Here is a 17,954-nt window from a genome sequence, read left to right on the forward strand (position 1 = left end):
ACTCTCGTCTTCGGAAAACAGGCATCGCAAGGATGCGCCCGCTTTTTCTGGGGTGGGGAATCTTCGCGCGGCGGTCTTTCCCAGGGCGCGCTGCGTTAGTCGCTGTGGGGCGCCCCTAGGCGTGCTTGGGAAGCCACTGGGCCAGGACGACGGCCTCGTTCTCCTGTTCGTTGCGGGCGGCGTACAGCAGGGTGACGCGCGGATATGCTGCCATTTCGGGACCGGAGAGCTTCTTCGCGAAGGCGAGCGCCTCGGGATTGGCATCTAGCTCTTCCACGTACTTTGCCTGGAACATGTCCCACTTCGCCGGGTCGTGGCCGAAGGCCTTCCGCAACTCGGTGGAAGGGGCCAGAAACTTCGCCCACTCGTTGTAGTGCACGCGGGCCCGGGTCAGGCCGCGAGGCCAGAGTCGATCGACGAGCACCCGGTAGCCGTCGCTTTCTTCGTAGGGCTCGTATACACGTTTGATCTGGATTTTCATCGAGGATGCCTCCTTGAGATGCTGGTGAGTCAACTCCGATTATCGCGCATGCCCCGGTTTCGCGGCGTCGCTCTGCGGGTCCTGTAAGCAAACCGCCCTTCTCTTGTTATGGAAGGGGCAGGCGAGCACTCCTGCATTTTCTGGACAAAAAGTCGTCGAATGAGCTCTTCGATGGGGGCTGGGCGTTGTTTGTCTTCAGAATGAGCTAGAAATTAACGAATTTCGTTTACTGAGGCCTGCGATATTACCTCTAAGGGTCTCAGAACAACTCACTCGAAGCCTTTTTGTCCAAAAAATCGGAAAGTGCTCTCGGCAAGTAGGGCTTCAAAACAAGAGGCGCGGCGGAATCGGCTCGAAAACCGATCCACCGCGCCTCGCTCGGCGACGTTGCGTGACGGTGCCCTACAGGGCCAGGCGGTAGATTTCCGCGGCGTCCTCTAGGGTGAGTTTCTTGAAGCTGCCGAAGGGAACGCCCTTGTTCTGGGCCAGGGTGGGCAGCATCTTCTCGATATCGTTCTCCTCCACGCCCAGCTCGGCCAAGGTGGTGGGCATTCCCAGGCTCGCGAAGAAGCTGCGGGTTTCGTCGATAGCCGACAGGGCGTCGGCGTTCGCGTCGCCGGTGGGGGTGAGCCCGAAGACCGCCTGGCCGTAGAAGGCGAAGCGGGCCGGGTTCTCGCCGTGCACGTACTCCATCCAAGCGGGGAACATGACCGCCAGGCCCGCGCCGTGGGTGATGGCCGGGTCCAAGGCCGACAACTCGTGCTCGAGCCCGTGAGTGGCCCAGTCCTCGTGGCGCCCCACGCCGGCGAGTCCCTGGTGGCAGAGCATGCCCGTCCACATGATGTTCGCGCGGGCATCGTAGTTCTCGGGATCGGCCAGCACCCGGGGCGCCTCGGCGCGGATGGTGTTCATGAGCGACAGGTTCAGGTTGTCGGTCACGGGCACCGCGCCGTAGTCGTCGAAAAATCGCTCCAGCAGGTGGCAGTACATGTCGGTAAGGCCCGCGGCCGTTTGGAAGGGCGGCAGAGTGAAGGTGAGCTCCGGGTTCATGAAGGCGAACTTCGGACGTTGGGCGTTGTTGGCGTAGCCGGTCTTGCGACCCAGCTCGTCATTGGAGATCACGGTGTTCTTGGAGGCCTCGCTGCCGGCGGCCGGAATGGTGAGCACCACGGCGATGGGCAGCACGTCGTGATCGAGGGCCTTCGTCTCGAAGAGCTCCCATACATCACTTTCGACGCAGGCGCCGTTGGCGATGGCCTTGGCCGAGTCGATGACCGAGCCGCCGCCCACGGCCAGAATCCAGTCGACGTCGCCCTCCTTGCACAGCCGCACGCCCTCGCGCACCAGGGTGATCTCGGGGTTCGGGCGCACGCCGCCCAGCTCCAAATGCTCGATGCCCGCCGCGTCCAGCGAAGCGCTCACACGGTCGATAAGGCCGCTGCGCCGGGCGCTCTCGCCGCCGAAATGCACCAGGACGCGCTTCGCGCCGACCGCTGCCAGCTTGGCGCCCACCTCGTTTTCCACGCCGCGACCGAACACAAAATGAGTGGGGGAAACGAATTCGAAGTTCTCCATGAGGATCCTTTCCGTCAAAGAGCGCCCCGCACCGGCCGCTAAGGTGCAGCCCCACGTGCGAGACGTCTAGGGCCCAGTATAGTGCTCAGGCCGCAGACGGGCACCTTGATCCAGGAAGAATTCGCGCACGGCTGCCCGATCCGCCGAACAGCGGGTCGGGCAGCGGGTCGGGACGGGCGGGCTGGTCCTGGGGACGGCCCGCCCGTCTTGCAGGGTGCGGCCCGCCGAACGAGCGGGCCGCACCAAGAGGGGAGGGGCGACTCAGAGGAGGGAGGGATGCTCCGAGCCGCCCCTCTCAGGGAGGCTTAGGCCTCGGTGGATTGGGCGTAGGCGCAGGCCACTTCGCCGGAGAGGCGGCCGAGCACCGAGTAGCCGCTCATGACGCACCAGTAGTCGCCGTTCATGATGCCGCCGGCGGCACCGGGCACCGCGTACAGACCGGCGATGGGCTGGGCGTTCGTGCCCATGACCTGGGTATCGGTGTTGATCTTCAGGCCGCCGAAGGTGGCCATGATGCCGCCGACCACGGGGATGGCGTAGAAGGGGGCCGTGGTCAGCGCCATGGCCGGCACCGTGCCGAGGTGGGGCACTTCCAGCTGGTCTGCCGTACCTGCAGCCGCGGCCTCGTTGTAGGCGTTCACCGTCTCCACCATGTTTCGGGCGTTGAAGCTCACGCCATCGGCGGTCTCGGCCACGATCTTCGCGCCCAGCTCATCCAGGCTGTCCGCCTGCACGACGGTCATGCCGCGCTCGATCATGGCATCAATGCGGTCCCCGCCGATGACGGCGGCATTGCAGAAGGGGGTCTCGCGAATGAGATTGCGCACGCCCTCGTCCAGGATGAGGTAGGCGCGGGCCATGGGCTGCTGCATGACCTCCTGGTTCACGAGGGACGAACCGAGCCCCTCGTTGACGAAGCGCTTGCCGCTCACGTTCACGTACACGCCCATGCCCTGGATGGAGTGCTCGGTGGTGCCGTAGTAGAGCACGTGGGCGTCATCGATGTTGGTGAGGGCCTCGTAGCCCTCGGGGGTGTCGATGCCGTTCAGGTAGGTGGTCGGCCAGGGCTGGGGATGGCCGTAGAAGGAGCCGAAGCTGCGGGAGAGCTGGGCGCCGGCCTTCACGGCCATCTTGATGCCCGCGCCGTCCAGGTAGGGGACGCACTGGGCCTGGCCCAGGTCGGCGTGGCGGCCGATGTAGTGGGTGCACATTTCCTTGTCGCACTGCCAGCCGCCCGTGGCCAGAATCACGGCCTTGGCCGCAATGGTGAAGGGACCCTCGGCGTCCTCGGCCACCAGGCCCGTGACTGTGCCGGCCTCGTCCACGATCAGGTCGACGGCGCGGGTGCCGAGCAGGGTCGTGCCGCCCTTGGCCGTGAAGATCTCGCCGAACTGCTGGAGGTACTCGTCGGTATAGCTCTTCGACCCCTCCTCGGCGGGGCGCTTGCCGCCCATCCACACATAAGGGCTGCCCGGTGCCAGCTCCTCGGTGGCTAGGCCCAGGCCCCCGATCCACTCCAGGTACGGGGCCCAGTTGTCGCAGACGAGCTTGCCCAGCTCGGGATCGGACATGGGGGCCTTGGCGTAGGCCTCTTCCCAGGCGGCGCCGAAGCGCGGGCCGAAGGCGCCCGCCGCGAAGCGGCTCGTGCCGCCCACGGCCTGGGAGGCCTCCACGAGGATGACGTTCGCGCCCTGCTCGGCCGCGCTGACGGCGGCGGCCAGGCCACCGATGCCCGCGCCGGCGATAACCACGTCGCAGGTGTGCTTTGCCTCGGTGGCTCCCGTGTCGGCCAGCTCCTGGGTGCTGCAGCCCGAGAGGCTGGTCATGCCAGCCAGGGCGGCGGCCCCGGCTGCGACGATACTGGCGCCCTTGATGAAATCGCGGCGTGTCTGTTCCATGATGGTTCCCTTCCTTCTGTTGGTGTATGGCAGCGCATCGGTGGATGCGTCAGGCCCTGGATCGGTGCCCCGGCGAGGGGCTTGGCGCGGGAAGCGCCTAGTGGCAGGTGTTGCACTCGTAGACGCCGGCGTGGTGGCAGCCCACGCAGGTGTCGGCCGCGACGGTTTCCCGATGCATGCCGTGACAGTCGCTGCAGGCGATATCGCCGTGGCCGGCGGTAAGCCCCATGACCTCGTGGGGATTCACCGTGGTGCCCTTGGAATCGGTGAGGTCGGTGATATCGGCCGTCAGGGCGCCCAGCTCCTCGGCGCTCAGGTCGTGGCAGCCGGCTGCCTGGCAGGTCTGCGCTTCCACGGTGGTCTTGCGCAGCTTCTTGGGCATGGCGCCCGTGCCGTCGGCGCCCTGGTGCACGGTGGCGAGGGCCGCCTCGTCGTTGTGGCAGGTGGCGCAGTCGGTTCCGGCAGTCGTAGCGTGGACGCCCGCTCCCAAGGAGGCCTCGGTCGTCGTCGCGGCCTCGGCGCTGTGACAGGTGGCGCAGTCGGTGGCCAGGGACCAATCGGACGCCGGCTCTGCTGCGGCGGTTTGCTCGGCGGGGTTCGGTCCCTCGGTGGCTTTCGGTTCTCCCCCTTGCGGCGAGCATCCTGCCGCTATAATGATGGCCGCCACAACGGCGAGGGCCGCAAGGGGCTTGCGCAGACGCTTGATGGGCTTCATCCTTCCTCCTTCTTCGATGATCCGTTCGTTTCGCTTCCTCCGTAAACGATGGGCCGATGGTAGAGAAGGGGTGCCCTCGCTGTCATCGAAGCAAAGGCGTGAAATCGGGGGAAGCCGCCGGGAACCGTCGCTGTTCTGGGGCTTCTACGAGGGGTTTTCAAAAGATTGGAACCGTTCTCACTAGTTTCTAGTGAGGCGGGAGAGCAGGGAAGGGGAGCGGGTCGGGATGGAGAAGAAGGGCGTGTCGCTGCAATCGCGGTTCATGGCGGAGTTGAGCCGGGCCAATTTTCCCATGATGGTGGGGTTTGCGCTGTGCCAGGTATGGCTGAGCCTGTGCTTCTTCGCGCCGCAGCTGTTCCCTGAGAACTCGTCGGTGAGCGTCTACGAGATATCGCTCGTGGCCTGCGTGGTGTCGCTCGTGCCGGCACTGGCGTCCCCTAAGGCGAGCGAGGCCTGGCTCGAGCGGCCATGGAGCGTGCGGGCCGTGGCCCTCTGCGCGAGCGTGGGCACCCTGGCCATTCCGTTCTCGGCGGGAAGCACGGGGCTCGACGGGGCGCTCCAGGTGTTCGCCGGTCTTTTGACCGGCATTGCCTCGGGGTGGCTGTTCGTCGGCTGGTACCAGGCCTTCTGTAAGCTGGGGGATCTCATCGGCTTCGTGCTCGGCGTGGTGGCGAACAACCTTTTCATGTACGTGCTGACGGCGGTGGCCTATCTGCCGGAGGTGAGCCCGTGGATCATGGTGGCCGTCGCCTGCGCCCTGCCGCTCCTCTCGGCCCTCCTTCTCAACCGCCGACCGGAGACGGCCGATTTCGTGGGAGAGCCCACCCTTCCGCCGCGCCGGAGCCAGCCGCGGCGCGTTCTGGCGCTGCTGTGCGCCAGCATCTTCTTCGTCAGCTTTGTGGACGAGTTCATGCGCAACTACTATTTGGAAGGTACTGATCTGGCCTTTTACTCGGGAAGCCTCAATCTGGTGCTGCTGGTGGCCAAGGTGGCCTGCTCCACGGTGCTCGTGGTCATCATCGCCGACCGGAGCCGCAAGATGTCTTTGGTCTACCGCATCTCCTTCTTGCTGACCATGGCGGCGGTGCTGCTCATGCCCTACGGGGGCCATTGCCCCGATGTCATGTACGGCATCGCCAGCTTCGGGGCCTTCCTCTTCAAGATCATGATCATGATTCTGGCCTTCAACTTCTGCCAGCGCTATCGCACGTCGCCCTTGCTGGTCTATGCGCTGACGCGCATCACCTTCTCCCTCGACCTGCTGCTCGGCTTCGGGGGCTTCAACGTCTACCGAATGCTGGCGCCCGCAGTGCCCGACCTGCTGGGGCTCATCTCTGTGGCCCTTGGGCTGCTCGTGGTGGCCATCTACTCGTTCGTGTTCACCGATCGCTCCTACGCCCCCTCCTTCGTGGCCGCCGACGGGCCTGCGCCGAGCGGGGAGACGGTGGAGGAGCGCTGCGACCGCCTCGTGCGCGTGGGCAGTCTGTCGCGGCGCGAGTCCGACGTGTTGCGACTCGTGGCGAAGGGGCGCTCCGCTCCGCGCATCTGCGAGGAGCTGCACCTGGCCATGAACACGGTGAACACCCATACGAGCCACATCTATCAGAAGCTGAAGATCCATTCGCGCCAGGAGCTTCTCGACCTGTTGGAGAATATGGCTCCTGAAGAGGAGCGTCCTTCGGTTGGCGGCCGCTCGTGACTAAAACCAGTATACTGAGACTATTTCGACAGAAAGGAACCCCATGACCATACTGTTTGTGAATGCGTGCCTGCGTGGCGAGCAGTCTCGCACGCTCACGTTGTGCCGCGAGTACTTGGAGGGCGTCGGCGACGTGGAGGAGGTGAATCTCGCCGAGCTGCGCTTGGAACCCTACTACGGAGAGTCGGCGGCCTACCGCGCCCAGCTGGAGAAGGACGGCCAGTTCGATGACCCGATGTTCGATCTGGGCAGGCAGTTCGCCGCGGCCGATGAGATCGTCATCGGCGCGCCCTACTGGGATCTGTCGTTTCCCGCGGCGCTGAAAGTGTACATCGAGCACGTGGCCGTCATGGGTATGGTGTTCCACTACACCGCCGAGGGCCGCTGCGAGGGCCTGTGCCGCGCGAAGCACCTCACCTACATCACCACGGGCGGCGGCAACGTGGCCGCTGCGAACTTCGGCTATGAGTACCTGCGCGGCATCGCCGGCATGTTCGGCATTCCCGAGACCCGTTTCGCCGCTGCCGAGAACCTGGATGTGGTGGGTGCCGACATCGAAGCGAACCTGGATGCAGCCCGCGCCCGGCTCGCCGAGCTGAAAGCGACGCGCTAGGAAGCGGGTCGCGGCGTGGCGCGGGGCCCGTGGCGACTTGCGGGTCGCGCTGGCCCGCGGGTCGCTAGCCCTCCAGTTCGCGGGCCAGGTAGCGGCCGGTGATGCTTTTCGGGTTGGCGGCCACCTGGGTGGGCGTGCCCGTGGCGACGATACGGCCGCCAGCCTCGCCGCCGCCCGGACCCATGTCGATGAGGTAGTCGGCATTGGCGATCATGTCCAGGTCGTGCTCGATGACCACCACGGTAGCGCCCTGCTCCACGAGGCTCTGCAGCACGGCGATGAGCGTGGCCACGTCCAGCGGGTGCAGCCCGATGGTGGGCTCGTCGAAGATGAAGAGGGTGTCGCTCTGGTCGCGGCGCATCTCGCTGGCCAGCTTCAGGCGCTGGGCCTCGCCGCCGGAAAGCGCCGGGGTGGCCTCGCCCAAGGTGAGATAGCCCAGGCCCAGATCGCGCAGGGTTTCCAGTTTGGCGCGCACCTTCTTCTGGGGCGCGAGCGCTGCGGCGGCCTGGTCTACGGTGAGCGACAGCAGCTCGGGCAGCGACAGGGTGGCCACGGCGTGGAAGTCGTCGGCGCGGCTGGATGCGCCAGGGTTGGCGCTTTCCGTGGCGGGGGCGCCGGGAATTGCGTCGGATCCGCCTTCAGCACTGCTGCCCGGGTAGTCGTCAACAGCCATTTGGATGGCGTCGGCGGCTCGGCCGTAGCGGCTGCCGCGGCAGTCGGGGCAGGGGATGTCCACATCGGGAAGGAACTGCACATCCAGGGAGATCTGCCCCGTGCCGTCGCAGGTGGGGCAGCGCAGAGACCCGGTGTTGTAGGAGAAATCGCCGGCCTTGAGCCCCGCAGCCTGGGCCTCGGGCAGCTTCGCGAAAGCGCGGCGTAGGTCGTCCAGCACCCCGGAATAGGTGCCTACGGTGGAGCGCACGTTCACGCCGATGGGCGTGGCGTCAACCAGATCGACCCGGGCGATGCCGGGCGCTTCCACATCCAGCACATGACCGGGCAGGGGCTGTCCGGCCAGGGCCGCCTTCAGGGCCACAACAAGGCTCTCCAGCACCAGCGTGGTCTTCCCCGATCCGGATACGCCGGTGATGCAGGTGAGGCGTCCCTGGGGAATGGCCACTTCCAGGGGTTTCACCGTGTGAAGTCCGTCCATGATCAGGCGGATGGAGCCCTCGTCGAACAGGTGCGGAGCGGCCACGGGAGCGCGCACCCGCACCTTTGCGGTGCCGCTCAGGAAGGGCCCGATGCGACTGGCCGGGTTCGCCTCCACCGCGGCCACCGGCCCCTGGGCGATGATGCGGCCGCCGTCGGCTCCCGACCCGGGCCCGATCTCGATGAGGTGGCTCGCGTGGCGCAGCACGGCCACGTCGTGGTCCACCATCACGACGGAGTTCCCGTCGGCCAGCAGGTCGTCCATGACCCCCAGCAGCCCCTCTACGTTGGCCGGGTGCAGCCCGATGGAGGGCTCGTCCAGCACGTAGAGCACGCCGGTCGTGCGGCTGCGCACGGCGCGGGTGAGGGCCACGCGCTGGCGCTCGCCATTGGAAAGGGTCTCGCTGGCGCGGTCGAGGGTGAGATACCCCAGGCCCAGCTGCTCCAGCCTTTGCATGGGCTCGGCCATCTCACTGGTGATGGCATCGGCCATAGAACGCATATCGGCCGGCAGCCAGGGGGCCACCGTGGGCAGCCAGTCCCGCAGCTCATCCAGGGTGAAGGCCGTCACCTGGGCGAGGTTCAGTCCGTCGATCTGGCTTTCCCGGGCCTTCTCCGACAGGCGCGTGCCGTGGCAGGCGGGGCAAACCGACTCGCAGAGGAACTTCGCCACCCGCGCCATGCCCTTCTCGTCCTTGGCCTTGGCCAGGGCGTTCTTCACGGTGTTCACGGCGCTGTAGAAGGTGAAGTCCAGCTCGGTGGCGTGGTCCTTGTTCTTGGGCACGTAGAGGATATGGCGCTTCTCCATGGGACCGTGCAGCACCATGTCCTGCTCGGCGTCGGTGAGGTCTTGGAAGGGCACGTCGGTGCGCACGCCCATTTCGCGGGCCACCTGGGGCATGAGCGACCACATGAGCTGCCGCCACGGAGCCACGGCGCCCTCGTCTAGGCTGAGGGTGGGGTCGGGCACCAGGGTGCTCTCGTCAATGTCGCGCACTACGCCCGTGCCCCCGCAGGTGGGGCAGGCACCGCCGCTGTTGAAGGCCAGGTCCTCGGCAGAGGGACCGTGGAATTCCACGCCGCAGGTAGAGCAGGTGATGGGTTGCTCGGCCGCCACGTTCAGGGTCGGCGCGTTGCGGTGGCCGTTGGGGCAGCAATGGGCGCCGAGGCGCGAGACCATGAGCCGCAGGTAGTTCAACAACTCGGTGGAGGTGCCGAAGGTGGAATGCACGCCGGGCGTGCCCGGCCGCTGCCGTAGGGCCAGGGCGGCGGGTACGTGCAGCACCTCGTCCACCTCGGCGCGGCCCGCTTGGGCGATGCGCCGCCGCGTGTAGGTGGACAGCGCTTCAAGGTAGCGACGGCTGCCCTCGGCGTACAGCACGCCCAGGGCCAGCGAGCTCTTGCCCGACCCCGACACGCCCGCGATGGCCACGAGCTGTCGTAGCGGCACCTCAAGCGAGAGGTTCTTCAAGTTGTGCACCCGCGCCCCGCGCACCTCGATGCAATCGGGCTCGGTGAAGGTGGCGGGGACGGCAGACTCCGGGTTGGTCGGCGCAGTCACGGCAGGGGTAGCGGAATCGGTCATAGTGGCTCCTGGGAAAAGGTGCGGTGTCTCCCTGCTAGTGTAGCCCTTTGCCGCGGCGGAAAGGCGGTGAGTTCGTTTCAGTTCCCCGAACGACGCGTTCGCGTTTCCACTGACGGGCGGAGCGAGTCGTTGCGGGGACGACACGTACCAGGCCGTGCCGCATCGTGGAGCTCAAGAGCGCCTAATCGGGCCTATTGGCACACGATTGGCACACACGGCAAGTTTTTGGACGTTGAAAAGAGAACAGGCCGACAAGTTTTTCCTTGCCAGCCTGCGGAAATTCTGGAGCCAACGAGCGGATTCGAACCGCTGACCTACGCATTACGAGTGCGTTGCTCTACCAGCTGAGCCACGTTGGCAAAACGCTTCTTACGAAGCGACTGTCTAGTATAGCGAACAGGGCGCGTCTTCGCAAGCGGCGGAATAGGGAATTCTTCCTGCGGGTATCCACGGGGCTGGGGGGTTGGGTTGCAAAGCTAAAAACGCGCCGCCGGCGGGAGGAACCAGCGGCGCTGGGGGACAGGTATTGTGGGAGGGCCCACAGGCCGCGAGGGTAAGCACCGTGAAATCGGGGCGGAACCGCTTGCTCCTTAAGCCCAGTTCTCTAGGGTACTGGCGTGCTCAGCGGCCAAATAGGCGAACACCATGCCCGGGCCGTTGGTGCCGCCGGCACCGGTGTAGTACTTGCCCGGCGTGCCGCAGCCGGTGGCGTTGCCGCAGGCGTACAGTCGCGCGATGGGCTCGCCGCTCACGCTGAGCGCCTGGCCGTGCTCGTTGATCTGGATGCCGCCCTTGGTGCCCTGGTAGACGGGGATGATCTCGGCGGCGTAGAAGGGCGGTTTCACGAGGGCTCCCAGGGTGGGGCCGCCGTTCATCATGTTATAGGTCTCGAATTCCGACTCTCCGCGATGGAAGTCGCTGTCTACTCCCGCCTCCGCATCGGCGTTGTATTTGTCGACTTGGGCCTTCAGGGCCGCGGGATCGATGCCGATCTTCTCAGCCAACGCCTCGATGGTGTCAGCACTATAACCCCATTCGGGAAGATCCCCCTCCAGGCCGACGCCGAAGAAGATATCGCCTTTGGCGGGATCGGCCAAGGCTTCGCGAACGCTGTGATCGCAGATGTACCAGGCTGGCACATTGGTCAGCTCCATCTCGCCGGTAGTGGACTGCCCTTGGAAGCCGAACCACATGGAATCATAGTCGGAGGCCTCGTCGCAGAAGCGCTTGCCGTGGCGGTTGACGAAGATGGAGCCGGGTTTGGACTGATAGGCATAAAGAGATACGGTGGTCGAGCAGATGCCTGCTTCGAAGTTCTGCTCACTGAGTACTTTGAAGTTGATCTGCCCCCAGCCCCAGGGCATCATGGCGAGGTTGGCGCCCACGGCTTGGCCCATGAGAATGCCGTCGCCGGTGGATTCGGGAACGCACATACAGCCGCGCATCGGAATGTGATGGTAGGCATTCAGCATGGCTTCGTTGTAGGAGAAGCCGCCCGTGCCGACGAGAACGCCTCTGTTGGCTTTGATAGCGATTTCGTTGCCCTTGGCATCCTGGGCGATGACGCCGAGCACTTCCTGGGCGCCGTTATCGGTCGGGCGCGAGACGAGGCGCACCCCCGGCGTCTCAGTGAGAATGGTGCCGCCCATGCTCTGGATTGCCTCGGCTTCTGGCTGGGTGAAGTGGGCGCCGGAGCGTTTCCCGTCGATAACGCAGGACAGCGACCGCATGTCGCGGCTGGCTCCTTCCCACTGGGCATGGTAGTCGATGCGGGGGCTCACCGACCATTCGCAGCCCGTCTGCTCGGCAATGAAGTTGACCATTTCAGAGGCGCGGTCGATGTAGGCGTCGATAATGGCCTCGGTGGACAGGCCCGCAGCCACCTTGGTCATGTAGGTCTTTGCCAGGGCCGGGTCGTCCTTCTCCTGGGAATAGTCGTTGCAGGGCACCCATACCTGGCCGCCCGACAGGGCTGTGGTGCCGCCGACCTGCTTGGCCTTTTCCAATACGATGACCGATAGGCCGTCGGCTGCGGCCTTCAGGGCGCCAGTGAGTGCCGTGCCGCTGCCGAGCACGACGAAGTCGGCTTCCTGATCCCATGTTTGGGGAATGCCCGCCTCGGTTCCCGTTGAAGAAAGGGCGCCCTCCTCCTTCGGGGCGCAGCTGGCGAGCCCTGTGGCTCCTAGGGCTGCGGCGGATATGCCGGCGGCGGTGAGAAATTGTCGGCGATTCAATGTTTCCATAGGTTCCTCCTCTTAAGGGTTGCGACGAGGTTCGGCCGGGGAGCCGAACGGGGAATATCCTAGGAGCACGTCCTCCTCGCTCCATCGATCCAAAGGGCTCATCCCCTCATCCCTTTTGGTTGATATTGGCTTTGAATACCCTCGAAACCCGTGGCTGCGAGGGCATTTTTGCTACACTGGCGGTATGGAGGTGGGCTATGGCGCAAAGAGAAGACGAGAATCGCTCGGAATGGGAAAACGGGTCGATTGGGGGTTGTTGGAGGGCCGGTCTCGCTGCAGCTCCCGTATTCGCGTGGGTGTTCTCGGTGTTTCTGTCCGGAACTTTTTATCAGGGCAGCGATTCGGTCACGAACGCGACAGTGTTTGCGGCGGCCGCGGCTGTGGCGGCGGCGGTAGCGCTCCCCGCGGCCACAGCGATCATGCGGCGGTATCCGAAGGTCGCAGGGGGAAGGCCTGTGGCGCTGATGGGGCTGGGAGCTCTTGCGGGGGTTTCGGGAGCAGCCGGCATCGGATTGGCGTTGGCGATATCCGATGTCGCCTTTTCGGCGTCTCTGGGGGCCATCGCGGGGGCTGGTTGTGCTCTGGTGGCCGCAGCTGCCGTAGCCTGGGCCGCCGCCCGATCCCTTTGCGCCTGTTTTGTCTCATTGGCCGTTGCCTACGGGGTGGGTGCCCTATTGTTTTTGGGCCTCATGGCGTGGATTTCGGGTCCGTGGCTGGGCGTCGCTACTGCGGTGTTTCCCGTGACGTCGCTGCTCGTTGTCGGACTGCGGCCGCGCTGGGTGTCAATGCCTGCTTCCTGTTTTGCTGGCTCCGTGGGGCGCGGTTCGTTGCGCAGCGTGCTGGAGCCGCCGTCCTTCGCCACCTTCGCGGCTGTGAGCGGCGTGCTGTTCGGCTACTGCTACAACGTATACCCCAAATCAACGCGCTTTGCCGGGGTGCATGCGGACGCGCTCATCGGTCTGGTAACGCCGGCCGCAGTGGCATTTCTCGCTGCGGGGCTGGTCGTGGCCGTGTTGGTGGCGCTCATCTCCAAGATGGAGCGGGGGAAGCGCGTCTACGGGCTTGGCTGCATCTTGCTCGTGACTACGGCCACCCTGTATTTCAACCTGCCCACTATGCCGACGAGTCTCACGGTGTACGTTCTGGTGAACTGTCTGGCCTGTTGTGCCGAGGTGCTCGTGTGGGGTGGTTTGGTGCTCCGCTGGTCCCAAGGGGCATACGACGCGTTTCGCTCGTGCTTGCTCTGCCAGATGATCGGCGTAGCGGTTGGGGCGGTTGTGGGTGTTTTCTTCATTGAGCTGACGACGCCTTCGCCGTTGGTGACGATGCCCGTCGTATTGAGGGATTTCATGATCGTGGGTATGCCGACAGCAGGCTTCATTATTCTGGCGATGCTGCTCTTTCACCTTGCCCAAAAAGCGGTATTCCCGCCGAGGCCGGCAAGGCCCGAGACCCTCGGTCTGTCTGACTTGGCTCAGGCAACGGGCGAAATCGCGCGACGCTTCTCGCTGACCCCTCGTGAAGAGGAAATTCTGGGCATGCTCTTGCAGGGGCGCAGCGGCCCCTACATTGCCGAGGATCTCTATCTGTCGAAGAGTACCGTGAAGACCCATATACGGCACATTTATGACAAGATCGGCATATCGTCGCGCCAGCAGCTGATCGATAAGGCCCATGACGCGTGCCTGGGTCTCGAGAGCCGCGGTTAGGCGGCGTCGATGTGGGGGATGCGGGGAGGCCGTAGTGCGGCGCGGGTGGCAACGTTATACTAGGCGGGTATTGGCGAGATCGGGCGGTGTGCCGCCCTTCTACGATGGAGTGCATCTATGAGCTTGAGGTTTACGCTCGCGAAGGCGACTGGTGCGGTATCTACCTGGGGGTTGCGTCACGTGGCCCATCGCCCGGCGGCGAATCTGCCGGGGAAGATCGCGCTCAAGATGGACCCGCCGCTGCTGGGCGAGTTGCGCGGGAAGTGCGCCGAGGGCTCGGTCATCACCGTGGGCACCAACGGGAAGACTTCCACGAACAACCTGCTGGCCGATGCCTTCGAAGCGGCCGGGCGCACCATCATCTGCAACCGCACCGGGGCGAATCTGGCCGCGGGCATTGCCTCGGCGTTGCTCCAGCAGCCGGCGGCTCAGTGGGGCGTCTTCGAATGCGATGAGCTGTGGCTCGCCCATGTGCTCCCGCGCCTGCGCTCGAACTACGTGCTGTTGCTGAACCTGTTCCGCGATCAGCTGGACCGCTGCGGGGAGATCGACCGCATCCAAACCTCCATCGCCAGCGCCCTGACCGCCTCGCCCGATACCGTGCTCGTGTACAATGCCGACGACCCGCTGTGCGCCCGCATTGCGGCTGCGGTGGACAACCGCACTGTTGCCTTCGGCCTGGACGAGTCCATGGATCTGGCCCAGAACACCGTGGCCGACGCCCAGATGTGTCAGCAGTGCGATGGCATGATCCAGTACCGCTACCGCCAATACGGCCAGCTCGGCGACTATTTCTGCGAGCGCTGCGACTTCGCGCGGCCCGAGCTTGCCTACGCCGGCCGCGACATCAAGCTCGGTGCGGACGGTGTGTCCATGGAAATCTGCGGCCCTGCAGCCTGCGAGCGGGTGCGCACGCCTCAGGCCACGCCCTATGCCGCCTACAACCTGGTGGCGGCCTACGCCCTTTGCCGCGAGGTGGGCGTCCCGACTCCGGCCTTCCAGCGGGCCGTGGATGCTTTCAACCCGCGCAACGGGCGCTTGCAGCGCTATCGTCTTGGTGGCCGCGACGTGCTGCTGAATCTGGCGAAGAACCCCACGGGATTCAACCAGAACCTGAAGATCGTGGAGGCCGATGGTGGCCCTAAGATGGTGGCCTTCTTCATCAACGACCAGGTGGCCGACGGCCGCGACATCTCCTGGATTTGGGATATCGACTTCGAGGAGCTGGCCGGTCAGCCCGACACCGTGGTGTTCGCCGGCGGCTCCCGGGCCCATGACCTGGCTGTGCGCCTGAAGTACGCGGGCATCGAGGCCGCGGTGATCGAATCCATCGACGATGCCTTCGACCGCCTGGGTGCCCTTACGGCAGCGGGCCAGATGCCCACTGACGCGGCGGTCTACGCCATCGCGAACTACACGGCGCTGCCCCCCGTGCACGACGCCCTCGATGCCATGGAAGCAGCTGAGGGGACTCGTGCAGGAGCGGCTGGGGCTGCAAAGGCGACTGCGGGAACGGAAGAGCCCCGGGCGGTAAGCGGGGAGGAGACCGGGGCCGCGGCGGAGGCTGCCGAGGCTACCGAACCTGCCGAGGCTGCCGAGGCTGCTGGGGACGCGCCGTCCGAGCCTCCGGCCGAGGCGGCAGCCCCCGTGGTGATCGCGCACCTGCTGCCCGACCTGCTGAACCTCTACGGCGACGGGGGCAACGTGCGCATCTTGGAGCAGCGTCTGCGCTGGCGCGGCATTCCCGTGGAGGTGCGCCGGGTCGGTCATGGCGAATCGATCGATCTTTCCCAGGTCGATCTCGTGTTTTTGGGCGGCGGTCCCGACCGTGAGCAGAAGCTGGCGAGCGAGCAGCTGCTGGCCATGAAGGGGGACCTGGCCGCTTACGTGGAGAGCGACGGCCCCCTGCTGGCCATCTGCGGCGGCTACCAGATCTTAGGCCGCCAGTGGCTGTGGGGCGACGAGCTGGTGGAAGGCCTCGGCGTTCTCGATATGGAAACGCGGCGTCCTGGCACCTCGGCAGACCGCCTCATCGACAACATGGTGCTGGAATCGCCCCTGGCCAGCCATCCCGTCGTGGGCTACGAGAACCATGCCGGCCGCACCTACCTGGGCGAGGGCGTCGAGGGCTTTGGTCGCGTGGTCTCGTCCTGCGGTCGCGGCAACAACGATGACGACCGGGTCGAGGGGGCCCGCTACAAGAACGTGGTGGGCACCTACTCCCACGGCCCCCTCCTCTCGAAGAACCCCGAGGTGGCCGATTGGCTGCTAGCCCGCGCCCTCGAGCGCCGCGCAACTCGCATGGGGGAAGCCGTCCCGGCGCTCGCGCCCCTCGACGACCGCGCGGAGCTCGCCGCCAACGAGGTCATGACGAAGCGCCTTTCCTAGGGGATCGCGCCGGTCCATTCCCTACCTTCCCGCTCGTGGTTGGGGCGGTCAAAATGTGAATATACTGGCCGCTTCCTGTGGCTTTTCACTGCTAATGAAAGGCTCGCAGTTGCGCGGGGGGCCGCTTTTTACCAAAATGTTACCTCGATAACCAAGATGTCGAGGTCTATGGCGCCATGCCATGGCACCGGAAATACGAAAGCGAGACCGCCCCGGATGACCGAAACGTCAGGAAGCAATAATCCCCGTGCCCAGCACGCCTCCCAGCCGGTGGGCCAGACGAATAATCCCCGCCATTCCCAGCCGGTCGGGCAAACGAACAACCCGCGGCACTCCCAGCCGCTGAGCCAATCGCACAACCCCCGCCTTTCTCAGCCTGTGGCTCCCAAGCAGCAGGCTCTCGGCGGTGCCACCTTGGGCGCCACTCCCGGCCTGCCCGTGGGCGACAACCCCTATTCCCGCGGTGCGGCCGGCGACGACTACGCGCGGGACCGCCGCCGCAAGAAGCGCAACCGCATCCTCGTGGCCGTGCTGGCCATCGTGCTGGTGGGCGTCCTTGGAGTCGGCGGCGTGGCCTTCGCCACCTACGGCTACGTGAGCAAGCTCGACAACAACATGAACGAGGACGTCACTCCTGAGGTGAAGGAGGCGCTCCAGCCGGTGCCCTCCTACGAGGGCGGCACCTTCTACATGCTGCTGCTCGGTACCGACAAGTCCGAGGCACGGTCGGAATCCACCCAGTATGCGGGTGACACCTTCCGCTCCGACTCCATGATTCTCGCTCGGGTCGATCCCCAGAACAAGAAGGTCACCATGGTGTCGCTCCATCGCGATACTGAGGTGGAGATCGAGGGCAATGGCGTGCAGAAGCTGAACGCTGCCTACGCCATTGGCGGGCCGGCCCTGGCCATCAAGACTGTGTCCCAGATGGCCGGCGTGCCCATTTCCCACTATGCCGAGATCAACTTCGACGGCTTCGAAGAAGTGGTGGATGCTCTTGGCGGCGTGACCGTGGATGTGCCCATGGAGATCGACGACGACGAGGCGGGCGGCTACGTGCCGGCCGGCGAGCAGAATCTCACGGGTGAGCAGGCGCTCATCCTGTGCCGCAGCCGCCATTCCTACGACGAGTACGGCGACGGCGACCGCTACCGTGCGGCGAACCAGCGCTTGGTGCTCGGTGCCATTGCCAAGAAGGTGCTCTCCTCCGATATCGGCACTATCACCAAGTCGGTGGAGACCCTGTCCCAGTATGTGACCACCGACTTCACCGTGTCCGATATCATCGCCTTGGCTGGGTCTATGCAGGGTATCGATCCGAGCACCGACATCTATTCCGCCATGGAGCCGACGGAAAGCGAGTACCGCAACGACACTTGGTACGAGAAGCTGGACACGGCCGCTTGGCAGAAGATGATGAACCGCGTGCGCGAGGGCCTGCCCCCCACGGAGGAAGATGAGATTGACGAGCTGAACGGCACCGTGCTCGCCAGCGTGGGCGACGGCACTCCCGCTTCCAGCGACAGCGAGGGCGTCCAGGGCGTCGATGGCACCCGTAAGACCTTCGGCGAGAGCCGCACGGGCATCGTCACCATCAAGAACGGCAACGGCATCAACGGCGTGGGCGCCGAGGCCTTGGAGCGTATTAAGCCCTTGGGCTACACGGCCGATGCCAGCAACGCCAACTCCTTCAGCTACGAGGAGACCGTCGTGGTCTTCGACACGCCGGACCAGCGCGTCTACGCCGAGGAGCTCATCGACGCCCTGGGCTGCGGCCGCGCCGTGCAGAACACCAACGGCGAGTATATGTACGAGGGCGATTTCCTCATCCTCATCGGTTCGGACTGGCAGTAGGGATATTCCGTCCGCTCGAGTATCATGAAAGGCCCCGGAGAG

Annotated in this window: 11 protein-coding genes and 1 tRNA gene; 5 read left to right on the forward strand and 7 right to left on the reverse strand. The window is 65.3% G+C overall.

The window, feature by feature from the left end:
* Positions 1-115: 115 nt before the first annotated feature.
* From AAK988_RS09100 to AAK988_RS09115, 4 genes are all read right to left on the reverse strand, one after another.
* Positions 116-481: a DUF488 domain-containing protein gene (locus tag AAK988_RS09100; protein ID WP_242369307.1), complete on the reverse strand. Its 366-nt coding sequence runs from the start codon at positions 479-481 to the stop codon at positions 116-118.
* A gap of 402 nt (positions 482-883) precedes the next feature.
* The gene (locus AAK988_RS09105; RefSeq protein WP_369873616.1) at positions 884-2,056 is read right to left on the reverse strand and encodes an iron-containing alcohol dehydrogenase; all 1,173 of its coding nucleotides are present in this window, start codon (positions 2,054-2,056) and stop codon (positions 884-886) included.
* A 305-nt stretch (positions 2,057-2,361) separates the two neighbouring features.
* Positions 2,362-3,954: an FAD-dependent oxidoreductase gene (locus AAK988_RS09110; RefSeq protein WP_369873617.1), complete on the reverse strand. Its 1,593-nt coding sequence runs from the start codon at positions 3,952-3,954 to the stop codon at positions 2,362-2,364.
* 97 nt (positions 3,955-4,051) lie between these two features.
* Positions 4,052-4,669, reverse strand: coding sequence for a cytochrome c3 family protein (locus AAK988_RS09115; protein WP_135969911.1), 618 nt, complete (start codon positions 4,667-4,669; stop codon positions 4,052-4,054).
* 226 nt (positions 4,670-4,895) lie between these two features.
* Here AAK988_RS09115 and AAK988_RS09120 point away from each other — a divergent pair, with 226 nt between their 5' ends.
* Positions 4,896-6,368 carry a LuxR C-terminal-related transcriptional regulator gene (locus tag AAK988_RS09120; protein WP_369873618.1) on the forward strand — a complete coding sequence of 491 codons (1,473 nt, stop codon included), beginning with the start codon at positions 4,896-4,898 and terminating at the stop codon, positions 6,366-6,368.
* Positions 6,369-6,411: 43 nt separating this feature from the next.
* On the forward strand, positions 6,412-6,981 hold the full coding sequence (locus AAK988_RS09125; RefSeq protein ID WP_369873619.1) for an NAD(P)H-dependent oxidoreductase: 570 nt from the start codon (positions 6,412-6,414) through the stop codon (positions 6,979-6,981).
* Between the two features lie 64 nt (positions 6,982-7,045).
* Here the strand turns inward: AAK988_RS09125 and AAK988_RS09130 are convergent, their stop codons facing one another.
* From AAK988_RS09130 to AAK988_RS09140, 3 genes are all read right to left on the reverse strand, one after another.
* Positions 7,046-9,718 (reverse strand): excinuclease ABC subunit UvrA, encoded by a 2,673-nt coding sequence (locus AAK988_RS09130; protein ID WP_369873620.1) that lies wholly within the window; start codon positions 9,716-9,718, stop codon positions 7,046-7,048.
* Positions 9,719-10,001: 283 nt separating this feature from the next.
* Positions 10,002-10,077: transfer RNA gene (locus AAK988_RS09135), tRNA-Thr, on the reverse strand.
* Positions 10,078-10,308: 231 nt separating this feature from the next.
* Positions 10,309-11,961: an FAD-dependent oxidoreductase gene (locus AAK988_RS09140; protein WP_369873621.1), complete on the reverse strand. Its 1,653-nt coding sequence runs from the start codon at positions 11,959-11,961 to the stop codon at positions 10,309-10,311.
* Positions 11,962-12,158: 197 nt separating this feature from the next.
* Here AAK988_RS09140 and AAK988_RS09145 point away from each other — a divergent pair, with 197 nt between their 5' ends.
* The 3 genes from AAK988_RS09145 (at position 12,159) to AAK988_RS09155 (ending at position 17,912) form a co-directional block, all read left to right on the forward strand.
* Positions 12,159-13,670, forward strand: coding sequence for a response regulator transcription factor (locus tag AAK988_RS09145; RefSeq protein ID WP_369873622.1), 1,512 nt, complete (start codon positions 12,159-12,161; stop codon positions 13,668-13,670).
* A gap of 117 nt (positions 13,671-13,787) precedes the next feature.
* Positions 13,788-16,058, forward strand: coding sequence for a MurT ligase domain-containing protein (locus AAK988_RS09150; protein ID WP_369873623.1), 2,271 nt, complete (start codon positions 13,788-13,790; stop codon positions 16,056-16,058).
* A 216-nt stretch (positions 16,059-16,274) separates the two neighbouring features.
* Positions 16,275-17,912, forward strand: coding sequence for an LCP family protein (locus AAK988_RS09155; protein WP_151430330.1), 1,638 nt, complete (start codon positions 16,275-16,277; stop codon positions 17,910-17,912).
* Positions 17,913-17,954 lie beyond the last annotated feature (42 nt).

Source organism: Adlercreutzia muris (genome assembly GCF_041223505.1).
Classification (GTDB): domain Bacteria; phylum Actinomycetota; class Coriobacteriia; order Coriobacteriales; family Eggerthellaceae; genus Adlercreutzia; species Adlercreutzia muris.

What these genes read in the sequence shown, in the direction of transcription:
- AAK988_RS09145 (WP_369873622.1), top strand. Translation starts at nt 12,159, where the DNA reads ATGGCGCAAAGAGAAGACGAGAATCGCTCGGAATGGGAAAACGGGTCG.
- AAK988_RS09155 (WP_151430330.1), top strand. Translation starts at nt 16,275, where the DNA reads ATGACCGAAACGTCAGGAAGCAATAATCCCCGTGCCCAGCACGCCTCC.
- AAK988_RS09110 (WP_369873617.1), bottom strand. Translation starts at nt 3,954, where the DNA reads ATGGAACAGACACGCCGCGATTTCATCAAGGGCGCCAGTATCGTCGCA.
- AAK988_RS09130 (WP_369873620.1), bottom strand. Translation starts at nt 9,718, where the DNA reads ATGACCGATTCCGCTACCCCTGCCGTGACTGCGCCGACCAACCCGGAG.
- AAK988_RS09105 (WP_369873616.1), bottom strand. Translation starts at nt 2,056, where the DNA reads ATGGAGAACTTCGAATTCGTTTCCCCCACTCATTTTGTGTTCGGTCGC.
- AAK988_RS09115 (WP_135969911.1), bottom strand. Translation starts at nt 4,669, where the DNA reads ATGAAGCCCATCAAGCGTCTGCGCAAGCCCCTTGCGGCCCTCGCCGTT.
- AAK988_RS09150 (WP_369873623.1), top strand. Translation starts at nt 13,788, where the DNA reads ATGAGCTTGAGGTTTACGCTCGCGAAGGCGACTGGTGCGGTATCTACC.
- AAK988_RS09125 (WP_369873619.1), top strand. Translation starts at nt 6,412, where the DNA reads ATGACCATACTGTTTGTGAATGCGTGCCTGCGTGGCGAGCAGTCTCGC.
- AAK988_RS09120 (WP_369873618.1), top strand. Translation starts at nt 4,896, where the DNA reads ATGGAGAAGAAGGGCGTGTCGCTGCAATCGCGGTTCATGGCGGAGTTG.
- AAK988_RS09100 (WP_242369307.1), bottom strand. Translation starts at nt 481, where the DNA reads ATGAAAATCCAGATCAAACGTGTATACGAGCCCTACGAAGAAAGCGAC.
- AAK988_RS09140 (WP_369873621.1), bottom strand. Translation starts at nt 11,961, where the DNA reads ATGGAAACATTGAATCGCCGACAATTTCTCACCGCCGCCGGCATATCC.